This is a genomic window from Sorangium sp. So ce117 (assembly GCF_051524395.1).
In the GTDB taxonomy this organism is placed as follows: domain Bacteria; phylum Myxococcota_A; class Polyangia; order Polyangiales; family Polyangiaceae; genus Sorangium; species Sorangium cellulosum_B.
Window position 1 is genome coordinate 10,469,629 of record NZ_CP150309.1, and the last position, 20,081, is coordinate 10,489,709.

A 20,081-nucleotide genomic window follows, 5' to 3' on the forward strand; every position below is an offset into this window, starting at 1 on the left:
GGCGCAAAATGACCGACGCCGCTCCACAGGGCGTCCCCACAGCGCGCGAGGCGCTCGCACCGGGCGCGACGTCGGGCACGGCGTGCCGCAATGAGGCTTGGAGGAGCGCCCCGAAGCAGCTCTGGCCGGCGCGTCGGCCCGCAGGTACACCTCGATCCATGGTCGATGCGTCTCCCCGGCGGAGGTTCAGCGCCGCGTTCGCTCGGTGGTCTCGCCGCGTCCGGCGGCGGCTCGCGCTCGATCTGGTCCTCACCGGCGCCGCCGCTGGGATGATGCTCGGCGCGGTAGGCGCGGCGGTCGCCTGGCACATGCGGCAAGGCGCGCTGCGCCCCTGGATGGCCGCGGGCGGCCTGCTCGGCGCCGTGGCCGGCGCAGCGGTGGCACGCCGGCGCCGGTGGAATGACCCGAACGTCGCGTTGTTTCTCGACGGCAAGCTCGGCTCCGCCGAGTCGGTCTCCACGGCCGTTGAGCTCGCAGCAGCCGAGGACGCGGTGGACGGCGCGCCCGGTGCCAGCGCATCCGCGGCCCGCGAGGTGGTGTTCGCCCATGCGACCGCGGCCCTCGATGCCGCCACCGCTCGGCAGGTCCGCACGCCCCTGGGGCGACGCTGGCATGCCGGAGCGCCCCTCGCGGCAGCGGCCATTGGTTATCTCAGCTGGCTTCCCCTGCCGCCAGCGCCCGCGGCAGCAGCGCCCCCACCCGGGGCCGAGCAGGTGCGCCTCGCCGAGATCGCCGGCCTCGGACGGGTGGTCCAGCTTTCCGAGATCGACGCTCGGGACGCAGAGCAACACGATCGGCTGAAAAAGCTCTCGGACGACGCGAAGAGGCTCCGCGAAAAGCTAAAGAGCGGCGTCGAGCGCCGCGAAGCGCAGGCCGAGCTCGGCAGGCTCCGCGACGCGATCACGGCCGAGCGGCTATCGCTCGGCGAGGGCGAGCAGCGTCATGGTATGGAGTCGGCGCTCGGCAAGCTCGGAGACGACCCCCAGCTGAAGCGGGCTGCGAAGGCGCTCGGCGATCGCGACCTCGTGGCGTTCGACGAGGAGATGGCGCGGCTCGCGAACAAGCTCGAACGGGACGACCGCGAACGGGCCAGGAAGGTGCTCGAGGAGGCCGCCGAAGCCGCCAAGACGGCCGGCGCCCCCGGCGTGGCGAAGGCGCTCGAGGAACAGCGCAAGCTGCTGGATCAGCGCGGCGAGCAGGCCGACGCGTTGAGGGAGCTGGCAGAGGCGCTCGGCGACGGGCTCGGCGACGAGGGGCGCGACGCGCTCCGCGAGCTCGCCCGGACCGGCAGCGACCGCGACGCGCGGCGGCTTGCTGGCAGCCTCGAGAAGGCGCTCGAAAAATTGAGCCCCGAGGAGCGCAAGCGGCTCGCCGACCTCTTGAAGCAGCGGGTGGCGCAGTCCCCCGAGAGCGCGCTCGGAGAGCCCATGTCGAAGGAGCAGATGCGCGAGCTCGCACGGCAGATCGAGACGCCGGACGGACAGCAGCAGCTCGAGGAACAGCTGCGCCAGATGGCCCAGGAGGGGAGCCCGAGCAGCGAGGAATCGAAGCGCCAACGAGCGCTCGACGATGCACAGCGCGGGGCGGGCGAGGCCGAGGGGCAACTCGGGGGGACGCCGCTCCCGGTGCCGATCGCAGGCGGGTCAGGCCAACCGGGGTTGGGCGGCCAGGAGCGCGGACAGGGCGGGCAGCAGGGCTCGTCGGGGGGCGGGGCCGGCAAGCAGGGGTCGGCGCAGCCAGGTCACTCGGAGGGCGGCGGCTCGGGCAGCCACGAAGGGCAGACCGGCGCGATCGCCGGGGGTGAGCTGCGCTCACAGGCCAGCGCGAGGCTCAACCCGGGTAGGCCGATGCCGGGGATCGTGACGGGCCGAGCAGCCGGGCGCGCCGGAGACACCGCCAACGTGCGCGGCGAGAGCGCGCTCGGTGTCGTGGGTCCCCAGGAGGTCGGCGGTGTCGAGCGCAGCGATGTCCCCGAGGAGTACCGGGAGCAGGTAGGCCGTTACTTCCAGCCGCGCTGAGTCCGGGGACGAGACGTGGAGCGCGCAGCGCCCACCGGCCTAGAAGCTCGCGCCCAGCAGCAGGCCGTTCGCCTCCGCGCTCACGAACGGCGCGGCATACAGCCGGGGGAGCCCGGCCTTCGTGACCGGCGTGCGGCTCGACGTGGAGAACGCGTACAAGGCCGTCCCCGCGAGCACCACGCCGCCGCCGAGGAAGCTCCAGAACGAGACGTTGGCGAGCGTGGTCTGGGCGTCGCGCAGGTCGGTGCGCCTCGCGCTGCCGAACGGCTCCGTCGCTGCGGACTCGCCCTTTGCCGTGGAGAGGATCGCGAAGGTCACGCCCGACGCGAGCCCGAGCAGCCCGACGGCCCCGCCCGCGACCACCAGCGGAATGTTCGGGCCCGAATCGAGGCTGAGGGCGATGCTCTGGTCCGAGCCCCTCGCCACGAGCAGCGACGTCGACGTCCTGGCGCCAGCGCGGCGTGCCTCGATCCTGCGCTTGCCGGGATCGACGAACACCTGGGTGTCGAGGGGCGAATGCCCGACGATCTTGCCGTCGACGAGCACCTCGGCGTCGTCGACGTTCACGTTGATACGAAGCGCGCCGACCTGCGACCTGGCGACGGCGAGGCGCTTCTGCAGAAAGCTCTTCTTCTCGGCCTTCTCGCCGAGCGGAAAGGTGTTGAGCGCGTACAGGAGGTGCTCGGCCGCCTCGCGGGGCTGGTTCACCTCCAGCTCGACGTTCCCGAGGTTGCCGGCCACGTCAAAGCTCTGCTGGAGATCCCACGCCGCCTGATAACGCGCCTCGGCCTCGGCGAATCGCGCTTCATCGTAGAACCTGTTCCCCTCCCGGTAGAGCTGCGCGGCGCGCTCGCCCGCGCGCGACGTCGCAGGCGGGGCGTCGGTCGGAGAGTTCGGCATCAGCCGAGCCTCGCCGGTCGCGCTCGCGACGCTCGGCCCCAGAAGAACCGCCGCGCACGGGAGGAGTAGAGACAGGTATTTCAAGAATGGCTTTCGCATGATGGCTGGCGGGAGGAATGCAATCCGGAGAGGCGACGCCTCAGGGGAACGGACGCGGGGGAGCGGTCGTCCCCGGGGGCGTTGTGGGCGACGCGGAGGGCGCGGACGGCGGGGCCGAGGGTGGGATCGGAGGGCTCACAGCCGAGTCGTAGAAGTCGTCCACCGCCGTCGAAGGCTTGACCGGGCGCCTCACCTGCACAGCAGGGCGCGGTGATGACGGACGGGCGGCGACCGTGGCCGCGGAGTGAGCGGGCGGCGAGCTCGGCTCCGCCGTGGGCGACGCTGTCGGAACCTCGGGCGCGGCGGGAACGGGTCGCTCTGCGGTGGGCGGCGGCTCGAGCGCCACCGGGGGCGGAGGTTCGGGCTGCGCGCTCGGGGTGGGCGTCGCGAGGCCAGCGGGATCGGGCGTGGGAGCGCGGCCGCCCTCGGCCAGCGCCGGATCCTGCTCGCTCGTCGGGTTGGCGGCGCGCCACAGCACCCAGAAGCCTGCGACCGTCGCGCTCCCCAGAAACACGAGCAACGCGAAGAGCGCCAGCGGGGCCCGGCGGCGGCGCGCCGCGAGCACCGCCGCGGCGGCCGCTGCGGTCACCGCGGTGTCATCGGTCCGCGCCGCGGTCGACTGCAGCCCCGCTCGAGGCGCGCCAGCTGGCGGGGGAGCGGCCGCTGCAATCGGCCGCTGCTTCCGGGACGACTGCCCGCGCGAGCCGGACGACTCGTCTTCCGGCGGCGGCCAGACGCCGCTGCCCACACCGACGCGGGCCGTGCGGACGCCACCGGGACGCGCGCCGCCTTGCCCATCGGGAGTCGGGGGGCCCGGCAACCCCTGCACAGGGATCCTGCGCATCGTCGGCCGGTTCCGTTCGTCGACGCCCTTCAACAGCGACGGCGCTACCTGGATCTTCTGCAGATCCATCGCCTGGTGCTCTCGGTTCGGAGGCAGCGTGACCGGAGGAACATACACCTGCTTGTCGCTCGGCCCCGCCTCGCGATCCTGGCGACGCCGCGGCCTGGGCTCGCCCCACTGCACCATCCGCTCCGCGGGCGGCGCTGCGGGGCCGGTGTTCCCTTCTTCAGGTCTGCGGCGCGGCTCCTGCGTAAGCGCTCGCTGTTGCGCCGGTGAGGGGTGCTCTTGCGATGCAAAATTCGGCGTGTCGTACCCGCGCGGCGGCTGCTGCGGCAGCGTCGGTTGCTGCGGCGCGGCGTCGCCCGCAGCGCCCTGAGCCGCCGGCTGCCCTGGCGAGCTCTTGTTCGCGTTCCTGTTGGTCATGCCTGCCCCTCTCGCCACGCGCAAAAGGCGCGCTGCTGCCCCACGTGAGCAGCAGCGCATCGAGCCCCCGGTACAAGACGCCGCGCTGTCATGGGCGCGCTCCCGAGGTGATCTGCCTCGACCGCTGCACCGCAGACGGTGTGGCGGGTGCCGCGGCAGCGCTCCGACGAGCCCAGGGGCGGCGGAGGCCAGCGTCGAACATGCGCTGGTCCGCGCACGGTACCTCGGAGCTCGCTCGGGGACAGGGCCACGGCATGGACCCGAAGATACTCCACCCGGCCGCCACCACCACGCACCCAAGCGTCACCACCCCCTCCGGAGCGATGCCAAGGCCGCTCCATGGCAGGGCTCGGGCATCGGGAGCCGCCGCCGTCACGGACGTGACCGCGGCGGCTCCCGATGCTCGAAGGCGCCGGTGTCGCGGACCATGACGTCGCGCGAGGCGCGGCTCCGCGGGTCGACGGCGCGCAAAGTTGACCCTGGCCACCTTCTTGCTTCCACACCGAACCACGCGCGTGTTGTCCACTACTGCGTTGCCCAAATTCCCGCGTGCCACGACATCGATTTTTTGCACCCATCCAGCATCCACGGTCCGCGACGGTCCACGACGGTCCGCACCCGGGTTGAGCTGCCGAGCTGCCTTCTGGCCCGCACCCTGCCTCGTGGCCCGCACCCAGGTTGAGCTGCCTCGTGGCCCGCACCCAGGTTGACCTCGACCGCGCCTGAGGTTGACCAGGTTGACCCCTCCGAGGTTGACGCTTCCGACCCAGGTTGCCCCTCTCAGCGCCGGCGCTCCCATTCTGCAGCCCGCATCGTAGCGGGTTCGTCACACCGGGTGACGTTCCTGGCATCCGCGGCGACGACGCCGTACCCGCCTGTCAGCCCACGAAGCTCACCAGCAGCGCCAGGGTGAAGCCGAAGAGCACCACGCTCACCACCAGCAATCCCATGGCCGCCCAGCTGGCCTGAGGGCGCGCGGGCCGGCGCGCGCGCCGCGGCCTGCTTCTGTGCGCCTCCGAGGCCCGCTGCAGCGCAGCCCCTGGGGCGGGCCGCGCTGCCATATCCGCCGCCGTGAGGCCGAACGCCTTCACGGTCGCGCTCAACGTCGGTGGGAGCGCCGGCGCCCGGACCGGCGGCAGCGTCAGCGGCGCCGTGCGCTGCCAGTACGACCCGGACGGCACGACCGACCCACCATCCACCCCTCCCGAAAGCCCTGCGGCGATGCGCGACAGCTCCGCCGCGAACGCCGCTGCGTCAGGGAAACGGAGCTCCGGGCTCTTCTCCAGCGCCCTCATGATCGCGCGGTCGAGCTCCGGCGGCACCGGTCGTGGCGCGTGGCTCGACGGCGGCGCGGGGACCTCGCTCGCATGGGCGCGCACGAGCTCGTGGACGCGCCTCACATGCTCGAACGGATCGCGACCGGCGACCAGCGTGTAGAGCACCACGCCGGCCGCATACACGTCGGCGCGCGCATCGACGGCGAGCCCGCAAGCCTGCTCGGGCGAGAGATAGCGCGGCGTACCGACGAGCACCCCCTCCTCCGTCTGATAGAGCGACGGCGCCGGCGCGCGCCCATCGCCGCGCGGAGCGACCACCTTGGCGATGCCGAAGTCGAGCACCTTCACCACGCGCCGACCCTGCGCATCCGCGTCGCACACGAAGAGGTTCTCGAGCTTCACGTCGCGGTGAACGATGCCCGCGCCGTGCGCCGCGGCGAGGCCCGCCAGCGTCTGCGTCACGAGCTCGAGCGCCTCCATCGCAGGCAGCGCGCCGCGCGCCGCGAGCTCCTCGCGCATCGTCCGGCCGTAGAGCCGCTCCATGACGAGGAACGTCCTCCCCTCGGCGGTCCGCCCGAAATCGGTGACGGTCACCAGGTTCGGGTGGGCGAGCCACGCCAGCGACTGCGCCTCGACGCGCATCCGCTCCACGAGCCGCGGCTCGCGGTTCAGGTCGCGGTGCAAGAGCTTCACCACCACCGGCTTGTCGAGGCCCACGTGCGCCGCCTCGATCACCTCGCCCATTCCCCCTCGCCCGAGCCGGCGCACAGGCCGGTACGGCGTTCCATCCAGCAAGGTATCGCTCAGCTCAGGCGCCGCGCATCGGCAGTCTTCGTGCGAAGGCAAGGCCATCCTCTGCGGGTCGAGGTGGTGCCGCCATCGTCACACGACGCGAGGAATCGAGATCCCCTCTCGCTCCCGGACCTCGAGCGCGCGAGCGCTCTTCTCACACGCTCACCACGGGACGCCCAAGATTTCGACAGATCTGCGCCAGCGCATCCTGCTGCATTCCCCGGACGCGTTTCAAATTTCCACACAAAGAGACGCGCACGTACAATTTCGGAGCGCGCCGCGATCACGCCCCGTGATCAGGCGGCGGTGCCCGCGGCGCTCCCTGGCTCCGCGTGCTCGGGCGTGGCCGCGTGCGGCGGCGCTGCCTGCTCCGCCGCGAGCGCCGCCTCGTCTTCCCGGGCGAGGAGCGCGTCCGTCTCGGCGAAGGCCGCCTCGCGTTGCGCGACCACGGCGGCGCAGCGCGCGCGGGCCGCGGAGAGCAGGCCGAGCCCGACGGCGACCCAGCCAGCTGCGGCCATGTACCCGGCGGCCATGACCGACCCTGCGTCGCCCTGATCGGCCTTGGAGAGCATCACGAACGCATAGAACGGCGACGGGGCCGCGACGAGGAGAGCGCTCTCGCTCGTGTCGAGCTCCGCGACGAGGCCGGCGATGGCGGCGACGATCCATGGGCCGACCGCGATCGTGAAGAGCAGCGTCAGGAGGAGCGCCCGCGTGACCAGGGGCGAGGCGATCCGCGCGCGAAGGAACGCGCCGAGCCCGACGAGGAACACGTAGACGGCGAGCGCGTAGACGGCGACGTGCTGGACCTGCTGCGCCTGGATCTCCGGCGTCGGGACGGGCACGCCGAGGCTCAGCCGGTGCCCGACGACCCAGAGCGCGGTGATGGCGGGGACCCCCACCGCGAGGAGGAGGTACGCCGAGCGCATCACACCGGGGCCGAAGAAGCGACGCAGCCGGCTGGCGCGGCTCCGAGCCCAGTGCACCTCGACGCGGCGCGATGGGCCGATCGGCTCTCCGGCAAAGAGGAACACGCAGAAGATCAGAAACGAGAGCGCCACGCACACGCCCGCGACGATCGCGGGCAGGCGATCGGAGGCGTCCACCGCGAACGCCGGCACCGCGACGGCGGCGGTCGTCACGGGGGCGCAGACCGCGAACCACGTCTTCAGCCCGGAGGAGCGATCGTCGCTCTCGCTCGTGAGGTTCGCGACGGTCACCTGGTACAGGAACCACGCGGGCATGCCGACCGCCGCGATCGGAAGGAGGATCAGGAAGAGCACGTAATCGAGGCCGAGCGGCGCGCGCTGGTAGGCGATCGGGAGCCAGATGGGCAGCCCCTCGGGAACCTCCGGCCAGGCCAGGTGAGCCACGTACGAGAGCCCCGAGCCGCCCGCCGAGAACAGGCCGATCGACAGCGGGAACGCGAGCAGCAGCGTGACGAGGATCGCCGCGCGCAAGCTCCCCATCTTCGAGCTGATCGCCAGGCCGAAGGCCACGCTGAGCAGCGCGATCAAGAAGAGGAACAGGAAGGCGATCACCACCTCCATCGCCGTGATCCCGCCGAACAGGAACGGCAGCGCCCCGACCGGCGCGAGCATCACCACGTACATCGAGATCGCCGTGTAAGCGGCGAGGAACTTGCCTCGCGCGATCTCGCCGGGCGGGATGCCCGTCAGGAGCACCGCCTCCCAGGTGCGCCCCTCGCGCTCCGAGGCGATGCTGTTCGCGGCGACCGCCGGCCCGACCAGCGCCACCACGAAGTACGCGAGCGAGAAGAAGACCTGGAACAGGATCACGCCCGTCTTCGCAGGCGCGATTTCCTTGGCCGCGATGCCGCCGATGGTCGCCACGAGCAGCGCCATCAGCACGGCCAGCACCAGCAGGATGATCGGCGTGCGGGCGAGGCGCGCCGCCTGCTTGAGCTCACGGATCCAGATCGGGTTCGGCTCGCCCAGGATGCGCCCCACGCGATGCCGCGCCCGATCGACGAGCCGCTGCGACGCCGGACCGGCGGGCGGCAATGTGCCAGTCTGCACGCTCACTGCACCTCTCCTTGCGTGACCTCCAGGAAGATCCTCTCGAGCTCATTGCGCTCCGGCTCGACGCCGATCACGCCGACGCCGCTGCGCACGAGGTGCTGGACGATCTCGGCGATCTTCACGTCGGTGCCGACGTAACCGACGTGCACGGCTCCGGCGACGATGTCGACGTCGGTGATCCCGGGCCCGCCCCTGACCAGCAAGGCCGCTGCCTCGGGATCGCCGAGGACCCGCACCTTGACCCTGCGCCGGGAGATCTGCGAGAGCGCCGGATAGGCCGCCTGCCCCGCGCTCGCCGGCGCAGCGGCGTGCGGCGGGTGCGGGCCGTATCCGGGCGGCGGACCGCCGGCCTGCGCGCGATCGACGGCGGCCGGATCCACCGGCGCGCCGTCGGGCGTGGCCGCCTCGGGTCCGTGCCGCGGCGGCGCGTGCCCGTGCGCCTGCGGCCCGTACGCGCCCGGCGCGGCGCCATGACGCGGCGGCGCATGCCCGTGCGCCTGCGCCGCGCGCACCGCCTCGAGGCGCGCGGCGATCTCCCCTATCGGCCCGGCGACGACGAGGCGGCCCTTCTCGAGGATGCCGATCGACGTGCACACGTCGGAGAGCTCCGTGAGGATGTGCGACGAGAGGAAGATCGTCTTCCCCAGGCTCCGGAGCTCGAGCAAGAGATCGCGGATCTCGATGCGCGCGCGCGGATCGAGATCGCTCGCCGGCTCATCCAGGATAAGGACCTTCGGATCGTGCAGCAGGATCCTCCCGAGCTGGAGGCGCTGCTTCATCCCCTTCGACATCGTGGCGACGATCCGGTCCTGGATCTTGCCGAGGTCGGTCAGCTCCAGGACGGCGTCGACCACGTCGAGCGACGGAACCCTGAAGGCGTCCGCGAAGAACTCGAGGTACTCGCGCACCGTGATCCTGTCGTAGACGCCGGCGTGATCCGGCATGTACCCGATGCTGCGGCGGACAGCCGCGGGGTCGATCGTCACGTCGACGCCGTCGATCTCGACCCGCCCTGCCATGGGCTCGAGCAAGGTCGCCATGACCCGGATCGTCGTCGTCTTGCCCGCGCCGTTCGGCCCGATGAAGCCGAAGATCTCGCCGGGGCCCACGTCGAAGGTGACGTCCTTCAGCACGTCGAGCGCGCCGAAGCGGTGCGAGAGGTGCCGGACGCGGATCGTCGGCCGAGGCCGCTCGATCTGCGCCCCGGAGGGCAGAGCGCCGCCGAGCGCCGCGCTCACGGCCGGCCTCCGTAGCCCAGGACCCGCACGAGCACGCGGTCGCTGTCGATCCGCAACCCGGAGTCGCTCACGCGCCCCTCGCCGCCGTCGAGCTGGCCGAACAGCACGGGCACGCCGGCCGGGAACCAGTCGACCGATCCACCGGCCGCCACCTCGATGGCCAGCCACGCAGCGCCTAGCCCCGGCGCGTCGGGCTCGAGGAGCGGAGCCAGCAGCCTCCCGCCGAGGTCGTGGACGTCCATGCCGCCGACCCGCCGCCCGAAGCCCGCGTGCGAGAGCCAGCCCTGCCCCTCGCTCCGCGCCGCGAGATCGACCCCCGCGCGCGACGAGACCCTCTCCCCGTCGCCGATGCGGGCGAAGTAGCGGGCCGCGCCCTCCGGTAGCCACAGGACGCCGGCCCGGAGGTCGCGGCCGCTCCGGTTGATCACGACGACATCGCCGCTCGGATCGGCGACGATCGCGATGCCGTCGCCGAGCGACGCGGCCCCGTCCTCACGCACGATCACCGTCTGCCAGGGGAGCGCCGCGACCTTCGTCAGCCGGGCCCCGTCGCGATCCACGAGCAACCGGTCGCGCCGCTCCGAGAGCTCGGCGACCACCGCCGTGCTGATCACGCCGCTCGCGTCGGTCGTGCGGACCGTGAGCTCCTCCGCGCTGGCGACGAAGAAGCCCCGGAACCGGCGCACCGCCCCCTTCGTCATGCCGGCCCCCGCCTCGATCAGCGTGAGGTGGCGCGCCCGGCCGCGCACCCCCTTCGCGAGCAGGCCCACGCCGACGATCACCGCGAACGTGACCGCCGCGGCCACCGGCAGGTACCAGAGCGCGCGGAGCGGCCTCCCCTGCCGCGCGGCGCGCGAGAAATTGATCGGACCGGCGAGCACCGCGTAAATGCAGAGCAGCAGCGCGGAGACCCCGATCGCCCAGCGGGAGCTCTCGTTCGGATCGAGCTCCCGCCGCACCGGATCGAGGTCGACGCCCATCGCATCCTCCCCCGGGCGGAAGGCCACGGTGGAGCGACGGTCGTAGGCTCGGCGAGCGAGATCGGCCACCCGGATCTTCACCCACGGGTCGCTGGCCGCGGGCGCGCGCGTGGGGTCGAACGCGAGCAGGTGCACTTCGCCGAGGCCGTAGAACGCCGAGCTGCCATACGCGCTCCCGCGCAGGTTGCCGCCCGACCAGCCGCAGAGCGACTCGGCCACCGCGGGGGCCGCGCTCGGCGCGGGCAGGAGCACGTTGCCCTGCTTGCCAAAGCCGCTGGAGCCGCCGGGCGGCGCGATCTCCGCGAGGGTGGGCGGCGCGATGGCCGCCCTCGCGACCTCACCGCCGACGAACGCCGCGAGCGTCGGGTGCCGCAGATCCTCGGGGCGGGCGACGGACAGCGCCAGCGTGCCGCCGGAGAGGACGAAGCCGGCGAGCGCCTCGAGCTCGGAGCCGCTCAGCCTGGACAACGTGTCGGTGCGCATGAGCACGGCGTCCGCCGCGTTGTACAGGGCCGCCCGGTCGGGCAGCAGCGGGTCGCCGGTCGCGCTGTCGAAGCGAGGCTGCCCGACCCAGAGGACAGGGCTCGGCGTCCCCCCGGGCGCGCGGCTGGTCGATATGTACAGCGGCGCGATCGGCGCGTCGTGGAGGCCCCCGCGGAGCAGCGACCTCTCGCTGACGTCGAAGAGCACCACCGCGTGTTGCGAGGTCGACGAGAGCCCCTGCGACGACACCTGCGCTCCGCCCTCATCGAGCGCCCGCACCTGCACGTCGCCGAAAGGGGACACGTGCACCGGAACGCGCACGTCGACGGACGCGCCCGCCCCGACCGCGTACGGCGCCGACGCGACGAAGACGCGCTCATCGGAGTAGCGCTTCGACTCGACCTCGACCTCGCCCCTGGCCGCCCGGCCGCCGTTGTTCTGGATGCGCACGACGACCTGGTTCCAGCCCCAGGGCACCCCGCCGCTCGTCCCGAGCACGGGCGCCACGTCGACGGCGAGCGCCGTCGCGGTCGACACCGGCGGCGCCTGCCCGGACGCGGGCCCCGCCGAGAAGAGCGCGGCGAGCGACGCCGCCCCCGCAAGGCCCTTCGCGCCTCTCCTCGGCGACCCGCTCCGGATCGCCTGCCCCCGCGGCTCTTCCGCGCGCCTCATCGCCGGATCGCCTGCGCCACGGGCTCGGGCCGCGCCTCGATCGCGGAGAGGAGCGCCGCGATCACCTGATCCGTCGTGATCCCCTCCGCCTCGCCCTCGAAGGACCGGATCATCCGGTGGCGGAGCACCGGCTTCGCGACCCGCTGCACGTCGGCGAAGGCGACGTGCGCCCTTCCCTGGAGCAGCGCCACGGCCTTCGCGGCCAGCACCAGCGACTGCGCGCCGCGCACGCCGGCGCCGAACCGGAGCGACCTCCGCACGATCTCGAGCGCCCCCTCGGCGGCCGGATCGCTCGCGCGGGTGAGCCGCGACGCGTACCGCATGACCGGCTCGGCGACCGCGATGTCGCGGCAGAGCGATCGCAGCGAGAGCACGTCGTCGCGGGTGAGCACCCGCGGCGGCGGCCCGCGATCGTGGCCCGTGGTCCGGGCGATGATCTCGGTCATTTCATCCTCGGTCGGGCTCGGCACGAGCACCTTGAGCAGGAACCGATCGAGCTGCGCCTCCGGCAGCGGGTAGGTCCCTTCCATCTCGATCGGGTTCTCGGTGGCCAGCACGAAGAACGGCTCCTCCATCGCGTACCGCGTGCCCGCGATGGTGCACGCGTGCTCCTGCATGGCCTCGAGCAGCGCGCTCTGCGTCTTCGGCGTCGCCCGGTTGATCTCGTCGGCCAGGATCACCTGCCCGAAGATCGGCCCCTTGTGCAGCGAGAAGTGGCGCGAGCCGTCCGCCGCCGCGACGAGCACGTTCGTGCCCGTCACGTCGCTCGGCATGAGATCCGGGGTGAACTGGATGCGCGAGAACGCGAGATCCAGGCAGCCGGCGATGGTCCTGACGAGGAGCGTCTTGCCCAGCCCGGGCGCCCCCTCGAGGAGGACGTGCCCTCCCGCGAGGATCCCCCAGAGCGTCTGCTCGATGACATCGTCCTGCCCGACCACGGCCTGCCCGATCGCCTCTCGCAGCCGCGTGCTCGTCCGCTGGGCGAGCGCGAGCCTCGCCTCGAAAGGCGCAGGGGCCGTGCCCTGCCCGCCGTCAATACCCGCGCCTGATTCCGCCGCCATCTGGTCGCCCTCGGCCGACGACGATAGCCGGCCGCGCCCCGCGCGTCGATCGGACCTCGCCACATGCTATGTCTTGCGAATGAGGATGCTTATGTTGACCTGTCGCCGTGAGCTCGCGTCGTTCTGCCTTGCCGCGCGCAGCGGCGCGGCGCTCACCGTGGCGCTGTCGCTCGGCGCGAGCGCCTGTGCCTCGGTCGTCGGCGAGCATGAGGTGGAGACCAAGTTCCTCGTGAAGCCCACCTCGCAGTCGACCTTCTCCGGATGGAGCGAGCTCTCCGTCTCGGAGGACCCGAACTCCGTCGACAGGGCCGAGCTCATGTACATCCGGCTGGAAGCACGCGACGACAACGTGCCTGACCTCACCTTCCTCAAGAGCGTCTCCGCCTCGGCCGTCGTCGACGGCAAGTCGACCGTCGTCGCCAAAAAGGCGCCGATGCCTGCCGGGGAGCGCATCGTCCCGCTCGATCGGGTCTATCACGACGACATCCGGCCCTTCTTCTACAAGGACGACGAGAGCGGCGATTACACGGTGCACGTCGACTGGGAAGGCAAGGTCGATCTGACGAAGACGATCCCGCCCGAAGGGGTGTGGATGAAGGTCCTCGTCGCCGTCCGCATCGAGTGATCGCGCCGCTCGCGGCGCCCCTCATCACTCCATACCCCTCGCGGCGCTTCCCCCGCGCCCGTCCCGTTCGGCTCCTCAGCCATCCAAGCTTCCATCTCGTCGCTCGGTCCAACGGGCGAACCGAGAGCACACCGCGCGTGAGAGCGAGGCCGGAGAAGCGGAGTTCATCCGCTGGAGCCGCGCTCGTCGGCGTGCGCCGTGCGCTCCGCACCCCGGCGCGGGCAAGGAGGTCGATCCGTCATGGCCGAGATCCAGGAGAGCTCTGTTCTGTTCTCGCTCAAGCAGCTCATGAGCCTCGAGAAGCAGCGGCTGCGCGAGGAGGAGGAGACCGCACGACAGCGCGCGCTCGCAGAGCAAGAGGCGCGGCGCGCCCTTGAGCGGCGCGCTCGGGCGGAGGAGGCGGCGCGCATCCGGGCCGAGGAGGAGCGGACCCGCCGCGAGGAGGAGCAGGCGCGCGAGGAGGCCGCGCGGCTCGAGGGGATCCGGGCTGCGGCCGTCGAGAAGGCCCGCCTCGAGGCCGAGCAGCGCGCGCGCATCGAGGCCATGGAGAGGCAGCAGGAGCACGAGCGGAGGCTCGCCGCCCTCGCGGGGGACGCCCAGAAGCGGCGGCTCAAGCAGCTCGTCACGGGGGGGAGCGCGCTCTTCGTCGTCGTGCTCGCCGCGACGCTCGGCGTGTTCTTCGGCAAGCTCAAGCCGGAGGCCGAGCAGACGCTGGCCGAGCAGACGGCTGCGCGCGCCGCCCACGAGCAGCGGCTCGCGACGCTCCAGAGCGATCTCGCGTCGAGCGAGAGGAAGATCGGCGAGCTCACGCTCGCGTACCAGACGGTGCGGAGCCAGGCCGAGAAGGCGGAGCTCGAGCGCAAGCTCCTCGCGGCGAAGCGCGACCGGGAGGCCCTCCAGGTCAAGGCCGCGAGGCCGGCGGCGCCGCAGGCGCCCAGGAAGACGGAGTGCGTCTGCAGGGAAGGCGACCCGATGTGCGGCTGCCTTCCCTAGCGGTTCAGCGGGGCACGGCCGCGCGAGCGCAGCCGACGAGCTCCTTGAAGAGCGGCGAGGTGACGTACCGCTCCCCGCCGTCGGGAAGGATCACCACGATCCTCTTTCCCTGCATCTCGTCGCGCGCCGCGATCGACAGCGCCGCCGCCATCGCCGCGCCGCCGGAGATGCCGACGAGGATGCCCTCGGTCTTGGCGAGCCGGCGCGCGGCGTCGAACGACTCGTCCTCGGACACGGGCACCACCTCGTCGATGAGCTCGCGCCGGAGGATCTTCGGGACGAAGCCCGCGCCGATGCCCTGGATCAGGTGCGCGCCCACGCGGCCGCCGCTCAGCACGGCCGCGTTTTTGGGCTCGACCGCGATCATCTTCACGCCCGGCTTCTTCTGCTTGAGCACCTCGCCCACGCCGGTGATCGTCCCGCCGGTCCCCACGCCGGCGACCACGACGTCGACCGTCCCGTCCGTGTCCTCCCAGATCTCACGCGCGGTCGTCACGCGGTGCGCGGCGGGGTTCGCCGGGTTCTCGAACTGCTGGAGCATCACCGCGCCGGGCGTCTCTTCCACGATCTGCCGCGCCCGCGCGACGGCCTGCACCATGAGCGACCCGGGCGTCAGCAGCACATCGACCCCGAACGCCCTGAGCAGCGCGATCCGCTCCGGGCTCATCGACTCGGGCATCGTGAGGATCAGCCGGTAGCCCTTGGCCGCGGCGATCATCGCCAGCGCGAGGCCCGTGTTGCCGCTCGTCGGCTCGACGAGGACGCTCCCGGACTTCAGCTTGCCCTGCCGCTCCGCGTCCTCGACCATCGCGAGGCCGATGCGATCCTTGACGCTGCCGCCTGGGTTCCGGCTCTCGACCTTGCCGATCAGCTCGGCGCGCAGACCCTTGCCCGCAGAGCTCAGGCGGACGAGGGGGGTGCGCCCGATCGTCGCCGCGATGTCGTCGAAGATTGAAGCCACGTGCCGCCTCCCGTGATGGCCGTTGGCCAGACGGGAGCGCCGGCCAGCGGGCTAGATGGAGTAATCTTGCACGAAGATCTTGGCGTCTCGGAGATTTACCAGCACCCTGTCCCCCTCGGACAGGCCGAGCTCGGCGACGCGATCCTTGGTCAGCTCGACGGAGAGCGGCTGGCCGTCGGAGAGGCGGAGCTCCGCCTTGACCATCCACCCGACCCGCGACAGCCGCTCGACGCGCGCGACGCTGGCGTCGTCGGCGGCGGGCGTCTTCGAGGAGTCGATCCGGGTGTGGACCTCGATGTCGTGCGGACGCACGAAGGCGTGCACGCTCGCGCCGTCGCCGGTGCCGGGGGGAGCGTGCACCGCGAGGGTACCGAGCGCCGCCTGGCCGTCGCGCACCTCCCCCTTGAGCACGTTGATCGACCCGACGAAGCTCGCGACGAACTCGGTCGCCGGCCGGTCGTAGATTTCCTCCGGGGTGCCGATCTGCTCGACCCGCCCCTTGTGCAGCACGATGACCCGATCGGCGAGGTCCATCGCTTCTTCCTGATCGTGGGTCACGAAGACGCTCGTGATCCCTCGCTCCTTGTGGAGCCTCCGGATCCACTCGCGCAGCTCGAGGCGGACCTTGGCGTCGAGCGCCCCGAACGGCTCGTCGAGCAGGAGCAGCGACGAGCCTGGCGCGAGCGCGCGCGCCAGCGCGACGCGCTGCCGCTGGCCGCCGGACAGCTCGTGCGGGAACCTGCCGCCGAGCCCGTCGAGCTGCACGAGGCTGAGGAGCTCGTCGACGGTGGTCGCGATCTCCTTCCGCGGCCGCTTCCGGATGCTGAGGCCGAAGCCGATGTTGTCGCGCACGCTCATGTGCCTGAACAGCGCGTAGTTCTGGAAGACGAAGCCGATGTTCCGGTCCTGGACGCGGGTGGTGGTCGCGTTCTTGCCGTTCAGGACGACCTCGCCGGAGTCGGGGCTCTCGAGCCCGGCGATGATGCGCAGGACGGTGCTCTTGCCACCTCCGCTCGGCCCGAGGAGCGCGACCAGCGCGCCGCTCTCGATCTCGAACGAGACGTCATCGACCACCTTGTTCGGACCGAACCGCTTCGTGAGCCGCTCGACAACAATTCCCATAAGCAACAGCTAGCCTTCCGACCCGTCTCGATCGCGCCTCGGACAGAAAAAGCGAGGGCCCGAGCGCGCACCAGCGTCGCCTGCCGGGCGGGTAGGCGCAACCAGATTCAGAAATGCACATCGGAAAGGTGGGTGTATTTGCAAGAAAGGGTGGGGGCGAACTGATGCAAAAAGGCTGACAGAGGACAGGAAGCGCGGAGCCCGTGCTCAGGCCGTCCCCCTCCCGGGTCGGTCAGTCCCCAACCTCGGTCAGTCCTCAATCTCGGTCCCGGTCCCACGGTCCCAACCTCGGTCGGTCTCAACCTACGGTCCCAACCTCGGTCAGTCCCCGCTCCCCAACCTCGGTCGGTCCCGGTCCCCAACCTCGGTCGGTCCGATGTCGGTCCGCAACCCGGTCCCCAACCTCGGTCGGTCCGATGTCGGTCCGCAACCCGGTCCCCAACCTCGGTCGGTCCACTATCTCCAACCTCGGTCGGTTCCCAGTCGATTCCCGAACCCCGGAACGAACTCAGCGGTGCGGCGGGCTTCGCGCGGACGGCTGCTGCCCGACTCAACGGACGGTCCGAGGTGCTAGCATTGCCGCGCCGCGACGCGGCAGGCCCGGGACCGGAGCCCGCGGCGCGGCTGGATAGGACGCGAAGCCGCGACGCGGCAGGACCAGGACGGAAGGCGGATGCGTTGTCTGGTGACGGGGGTGGCCGGATTCATCGGCTCCCACCTGGCGGAGCGGTTGATCGAGCTCGGGCACGAGGTGCTCGGGGTAGACCGCTTCACCGACTACTACGCCCGCGAGCTCAAGGAGGGGAACCTGGCACGGCTGCGCGGCGAACCGCGCTTCTCGCTCTCGACGGCCGACCTCGCGACAGACGATCTCCGCCCGCTGCTCTCGGGCCGCGAGGTCGTCTTCCACCAGGCGGCGCAGGCGGGCGTGCGCCCGAGCTGGGGACAGAGCTTCGAGGTCTACCTGCGCGACAACGTGCTCGCGACCCAGCGGCTGCTGGAGGCATCCAGGGCGCACGGCCAGGTGCGCAAGCTCGTCTATGCCTCGTCCTCCTCCGTCTACGGCGACCCCTCCGGCGACACGGGGGACGTGCCCATGCACGAATCCAGCCGGACCGCCCCCCACTCCCCCTACGGGGTGACGAAGCTCGCCGCCGAGCAGCTCTGCGAGCTGTACCGGCGCAACTTCGGCCTGCCCACGATCTCGCTCCGGTACTTCACGGTGTACGGCCCCAGGCAGCGCCCCGACATGGCGTTTCACCGGTTCATCGCCGCCGTGCTGAAGGGCGAGCCGGTCCGCGTGTACGGCGACGGCGAGCAGACGCGCGATTTCACGTACGTGAGCGACGCGGTGCAGGCCAACGTCGACGCCATGGAGGGCGGCGCGGTCGGCGTGTTCAACATCGGCGGCGGCTCGCGGGTGAGCCTCAACGACGCGCTCGGGCTGCTGGGGGAGCTCGCAGGACCCGTGCGCGTCGAGCGGGGAGAGCCGCAGCCCGGCGACGTCCGGCGCACCTGGGCGGACACCGCGGCGGCGCAGGCGGCGCTCCGGTACGTGCCCCGGGTGCCCCTGCGCGAGGGGCTCGCGGCGCAGGTCGCCTGGCAAACGAGGCGGCTCGGGCTCTGCCGGTGACGGGCGCTCCGCGCCCTCACGCGCCGGCATCCACTCCGCGAGGGACGAGCTCGACCACGCGCGCCGCCGGCACGCGCGCGCCCACGATCTCGTCCGCGAGGTTGACCCAGCGCACGCAGCGATCGAGGACGACGCTGTCGGACGAGATCACGCCCGCCGCCCCCGCGAGGAGGCGGTCGGGATCGGGGACGAGCGTCGCCTCGATCGAGAGGGGCGCGCCCCCGAGCCGCTCCAGGATCCGCGCGCGCAGCCGCCCGGAGCTGGGGATGGCCGCGTCGAGGAGGAAGCGCGCGCGCGCCGCGCCGGCGCCGGACAGCGCGTCGCCGATCCGATCGAGGGCTGCGTCGGTCTCCGCGATCGGCGCGTAGCTGCCGCGCAGCCCCGCGAGATCGCGCAGCGCCCCCTCCGGCCCGCGCACGAGCAGCCCGCCCGCGAGCGCCACCTCCAGGGTGATGATCAGGTTGAAGCCGTCGATGTTCGCCTCCGCGCCCTGGAGCGACGAGCACGGCACGCAGCGCGCGAGACGCGACACCCGCTGCGCGTCCGAGCACGCGGCCCGCTGCAGCGCGAGGCGCTGGCGTGCGGCCAGCTGGTGGTGGTCGCCGGCGGTCCGGATCGCGGTGCGCAGCGGATAGCCGCGGCCGAGGAGCCACGTCACCTCCTCGAAGGCCACGCGCAGCGTCCGGACGGCATCGGGGCCGAACAGCCGCTCATCGTCCGGGTGTCCGCCGCGCGGCGCGCCGCTGTGTTCGCCCGCCACGTCACCCTCCTCCTTGGCGCATCAGCACGCTGTCACGCCGTCGGCTCCCCACGCGACTCGATTACCACACCCGGGTCGCCTCCGAGCGCTCGTGTCGCGGAGGTCGCCTGGTCGCTCCGCGCCTCGATCGGCGCGAGCAGCCTCCACCCCAGGAGCCGCTGCTCCAGCGGCGCGTGCTCCTGCACGGGACGCGCCTCGGCGCCCCGCTCGCCCGGCGCGCACCGAGCAAGGCCCCGACCGGGCGCCTGGAGGAAAGCGCTTGCGGCAGAGCGCGCGCGCCTCGCTAAAATGCGCGGTTTCTGGGGGAGGAGCGGAGAGCGAACGATGGCAGCCCACGGATACAGCTTCGTCACGGACAAGGCGTTCAGCGCGTTCGCGCGGGATCTCGAGCACGGCGCGTGGAAGGGCGTCTTGATCGGCAGGTACGACGTCCCGAGCCGGGTCCCGACGGCGTTGCTCTTCGAGGCGCCGAGGCCGGTGGTCTGGAAGCTGCGCGCGCTCTGGAGCATCGCGGCGCTCGACGAGGCGCTCGGGGTGGCGTCGGCCGCGGCGCTCACCGAGCTCGACGCGGCGTGGGACGCTGCCCAGCGAGCGCTGCACCTGTTCCTCGCGTCGGCGGCCGAGGGCAGGGATCCGGCCCACCGCGACGCGGCGATCCGGCTGCGCGGCGCGCTGCTCGCGGGGGCTGGCACCGAGCAGACCCAGTACGGGTACGACGCCGAGGTCGACTTCGGCTGGCGCCAGGTCGCCATCGCGAGCAAGGCGCCGCGCTCCGCCGACGTGAAGAAGATCGGCGCCGGCGCGTACCTGAAGCGCATCGAGGAGGCGACAACGGCGCTCGCCAGGGGGCTCGGCCGGAGCTCCGGCCAGACGCGCGCGATCGCGCGCTCGAAGCGCATCCTCGAGGCGATGACCGCGTGTGCGTCGGCGTTCAACGCCATCCACGACGAGATCAGCTGGCTGCTCGAGCACACGCCGAGCGGCAAGCAGCGCGAGCTCCTCGAGGCGCTCCACGCGCCCTTCCTGGCGCTGCTCGAGCGGAGCCCACAGCGCGCCCTCACGGCCGACGAGAAGGGCGACACGGCCACCGCGGAACCACCGTTGCCACGGCTCGACGGGCCGGAGAGCACCCCCGCCTGAGGCGTCCGACACCTGAAG

The 20,081-nt window shown here is 72.2% G+C and carries 15 protein-coding genes; 5 read left to right on the top strand and 10 right to left on the bottom strand.

What is annotated here, in order from left to right; translation table 11 throughout:
* Positions 1-158 precede the first annotated feature (158 nt).
* Positions 159-2,018 (top strand): hypothetical protein, encoded by a 1,860-nt coding sequence (locus WMF46_RS39270; protein WP_437981901.1) that lies wholly within the window; start codon positions 159-161, stop codon positions 2,016-2,018.
* A gap of 39 nt (positions 2,019-2,057) precedes the next feature.
* On the opposite strand, the gene WMF46_RS39275 is transcribed toward WMF46_RS39270, so the two are convergent.
* The 7 genes from WMF46_RS39275 to WMF46_RS39305 form a co-directional block, all read right to left on the bottom strand.
* On the bottom strand, positions 2,058-2,918 hold the full coding sequence (locus WMF46_RS39275) for a hypothetical protein (protein WP_437981902.1): 861 nt from the start codon (positions 2,916-2,918) through the stop codon (positions 2,058-2,060).
* A gap of 139 nt (positions 2,919-3,057) precedes the next feature.
* Complete coding sequence (locus tag WMF46_RS39280) at positions 3,058-4,284, bottom strand: hypothetical protein (RefSeq protein ID WP_437981903.1); 1,227 nt, start codon at positions 4,282-4,284, stop codon at positions 3,058-3,060.
* A gap of 878 nt (positions 4,285-5,162) precedes the next feature.
* A complete protein-coding gene (locus tag WMF46_RS39285; RefSeq protein WP_437981904.1) occupies positions 5,163-6,413 on the bottom strand; it encodes a serine/threonine-protein kinase in 1,251 nt (416 codons plus the stop codon).
* A gap of 236 nt (positions 6,414-6,649) precedes the next feature.
* Positions 6,650-8,398, bottom strand: a complete 1,749-nt coding sequence (locus WMF46_RS39290; protein ID WP_437981905.1) for an ABC transporter permease — start codon at positions 8,396-8,398, stop codon at positions 6,650-6,652.
* Positions 8,395-9,633, bottom strand: a complete 1,239-nt coding sequence (locus WMF46_RS39295; protein ID WP_437545315.1) for an ABC transporter ATP-binding protein — start codon at positions 9,631-9,633, stop codon at positions 8,395-8,397. Before WMF46_RS39295 ends, WMF46_RS39290 begins: the two co-directional genes overlap by 4 nt.
* Positions 9,630-11,768 (bottom strand): hypothetical protein, encoded by a 2,139-nt coding sequence (locus tag WMF46_RS39300; protein ID WP_437981906.1) that lies wholly within the window; start codon positions 11,766-11,768, stop codon positions 9,630-9,632. The genes WMF46_RS39295 and WMF46_RS39300 overlap by 4 nt, the downstream gene beginning before the upstream one ends.
* Positions 11,765-12,829 carry an AAA family ATPase gene (locus WMF46_RS39305; protein ID WP_437981907.1) on the bottom strand — a complete coding sequence of 355 codons (1,065 nt, stop codon included), beginning with the start codon at positions 12,827-12,829 and terminating at the stop codon, positions 11,765-11,767. The genes WMF46_RS39300 and WMF46_RS39305 overlap by 4 nt, the downstream gene beginning before the upstream one ends.
* A gap of 91 nt (positions 12,830-12,920) precedes the next feature.
* Between WMF46_RS39305 and WMF46_RS39310 the strand changes: the two genes are divergently transcribed.
* Complete coding sequence (locus WMF46_RS39310; protein ID WP_437981908.1) at positions 12,921-13,454, top strand: hypothetical protein; 534 nt, start codon at positions 12,921-12,923, stop codon at positions 13,452-13,454.
* 240 nt (positions 13,455-13,694) lie between these two features.
* Entirely contained in the window at positions 13,695-14,447 is a 753-nt protein-coding gene (locus tag WMF46_RS39315) for a hypothetical protein (RefSeq protein WP_437981909.1), read from the top strand.
* A 4-nt stretch (positions 14,448-14,451) separates the two neighbouring features.
* Here the strand turns inward: WMF46_RS39315 and cysK are convergent, their stop codons facing one another.
* Complete coding sequence (cysK, locus tag WMF46_RS39320) at positions 14,452-15,408, bottom strand: cysteine synthase A (RefSeq protein WP_437981910.1); 957 nt, start codon at positions 15,406-15,408, stop codon at positions 14,452-14,454.
* A 51-nt stretch (positions 15,409-15,459) separates the two neighbouring features.
* Positions 15,460-16,530, bottom strand: coding sequence for a sulfate/molybdate ABC transporter ATP-binding protein (locus WMF46_RS39325; protein WP_437741684.1), 1,071 nt, complete (start codon positions 16,528-16,530; stop codon positions 15,460-15,462).
* A 673-nt stretch (positions 16,531-17,203) separates the two neighbouring features.
* On the opposite strand from WMF46_RS39325, the gene WMF46_RS39330 reads away from it, so the two are divergent.
* The gene (locus tag WMF46_RS39330; protein WP_437545326.1) at positions 17,204-18,163 is read left to right on the top strand and encodes an NAD-dependent epimerase/dehydratase family protein; all 960 of its coding nucleotides are present in this window, start codon (positions 17,204-17,206) and stop codon (positions 18,161-18,163) included.
* A gap of 16 nt (positions 18,164-18,179) precedes the next feature.
* On the opposite strand, the gene WMF46_RS39335 is transcribed toward WMF46_RS39330, so the two are convergent.
* The gene (locus WMF46_RS39335) at positions 18,180-18,923 is read right to left on the bottom strand and encodes a DUF434 domain-containing protein (protein WP_437981911.1); all 744 of its coding nucleotides are present in this window, start codon (positions 18,921-18,923) and stop codon (positions 18,180-18,182) included.
* A gap of 324 nt (positions 18,924-19,247) precedes the next feature.
* Between WMF46_RS39335 and WMF46_RS39340 the strand changes: the two genes are divergently transcribed.
* The gene (locus WMF46_RS39340) at positions 19,248-20,063 is read left to right on the top strand and encodes a hypothetical protein (RefSeq protein ID WP_437981912.1); all 816 of its coding nucleotides are present in this window, start codon (positions 19,248-19,250) and stop codon (positions 20,061-20,063) included.
* Positions 20,064-20,081: the final 18 nt, after the last annotated feature.

Excerpts from the sequence above, each read along its gene's own strand:
- WMF46_RS39305 (WP_437981907.1), bottom strand. The coding sequence starts at position 12,829 with ATGGCGGCGGAATCAGGCGCGGGTATTGACGGCGGGCAGGGCACGGCC.
- WMF46_RS39340 (WP_437981912.1), top strand. The coding sequence starts at position 19,248 with ATGGCAGCCCACGGATACAGCTTCGTCACGGACAAGGCGTTCAGCGCG.
- WMF46_RS39280 (WP_437981903.1), bottom strand. The coding sequence starts at position 4,284 with ATGACCAACAGGAACGCGAACAAGAGCTCGCCAGGGCAGCCGGCGGCT.
- WMF46_RS39315 (WP_437981909.1), top strand. The coding sequence starts at position 13,695 with ATGGCCGAGATCCAGGAGAGCTCTGTTCTGTTCTCGCTCAAGCAGCTC.
- WMF46_RS39330 (WP_437545326.1), top strand. The coding sequence starts at position 17,204 with ATGCGTTGTCTGGTGACGGGGGTGGCCGGATTCATCGGCTCCCACCTG.
- WMF46_RS39275 (WP_437981902.1), bottom strand. The coding sequence starts at position 2,918 with ATGCCGAACTCTCCGACCGACGCCCCGCCTGCGACGTCGCGCGCGGGC.
- WMF46_RS39285 (WP_437981904.1), bottom strand. The coding sequence starts at position 6,413 with ATGGCCTTGCCTTCGCACGAAGACTGCCGATGCGCGGCGCCTGAGCTG.
- WMF46_RS39325 (WP_437741684.1), bottom strand. The coding sequence starts at position 16,530 with ATGGGAATTGTTGTCGAGCGGCTCACGAAGCGGTTCGGTCCGAACAAG.
- WMF46_RS39270 (WP_437981901.1), top strand. The coding sequence starts at position 159 with ATGGTCGATGCGTCTCCCCGGCGGAGGTTCAGCGCCGCGTTCGCTCGG.
- WMF46_RS39310 (WP_437981908.1), top strand. The coding sequence starts at position 12,921 with ATGTTGACCTGTCGCCGTGAGCTCGCGTCGTTCTGCCTTGCCGCGCGC.
- WMF46_RS39300 (WP_437981906.1), bottom strand. The coding sequence starts at position 11,768 with ATGAGGCGCGCGGAAGAGCCGCGGGGGCAGGCGATCCGGAGCGGGTCG.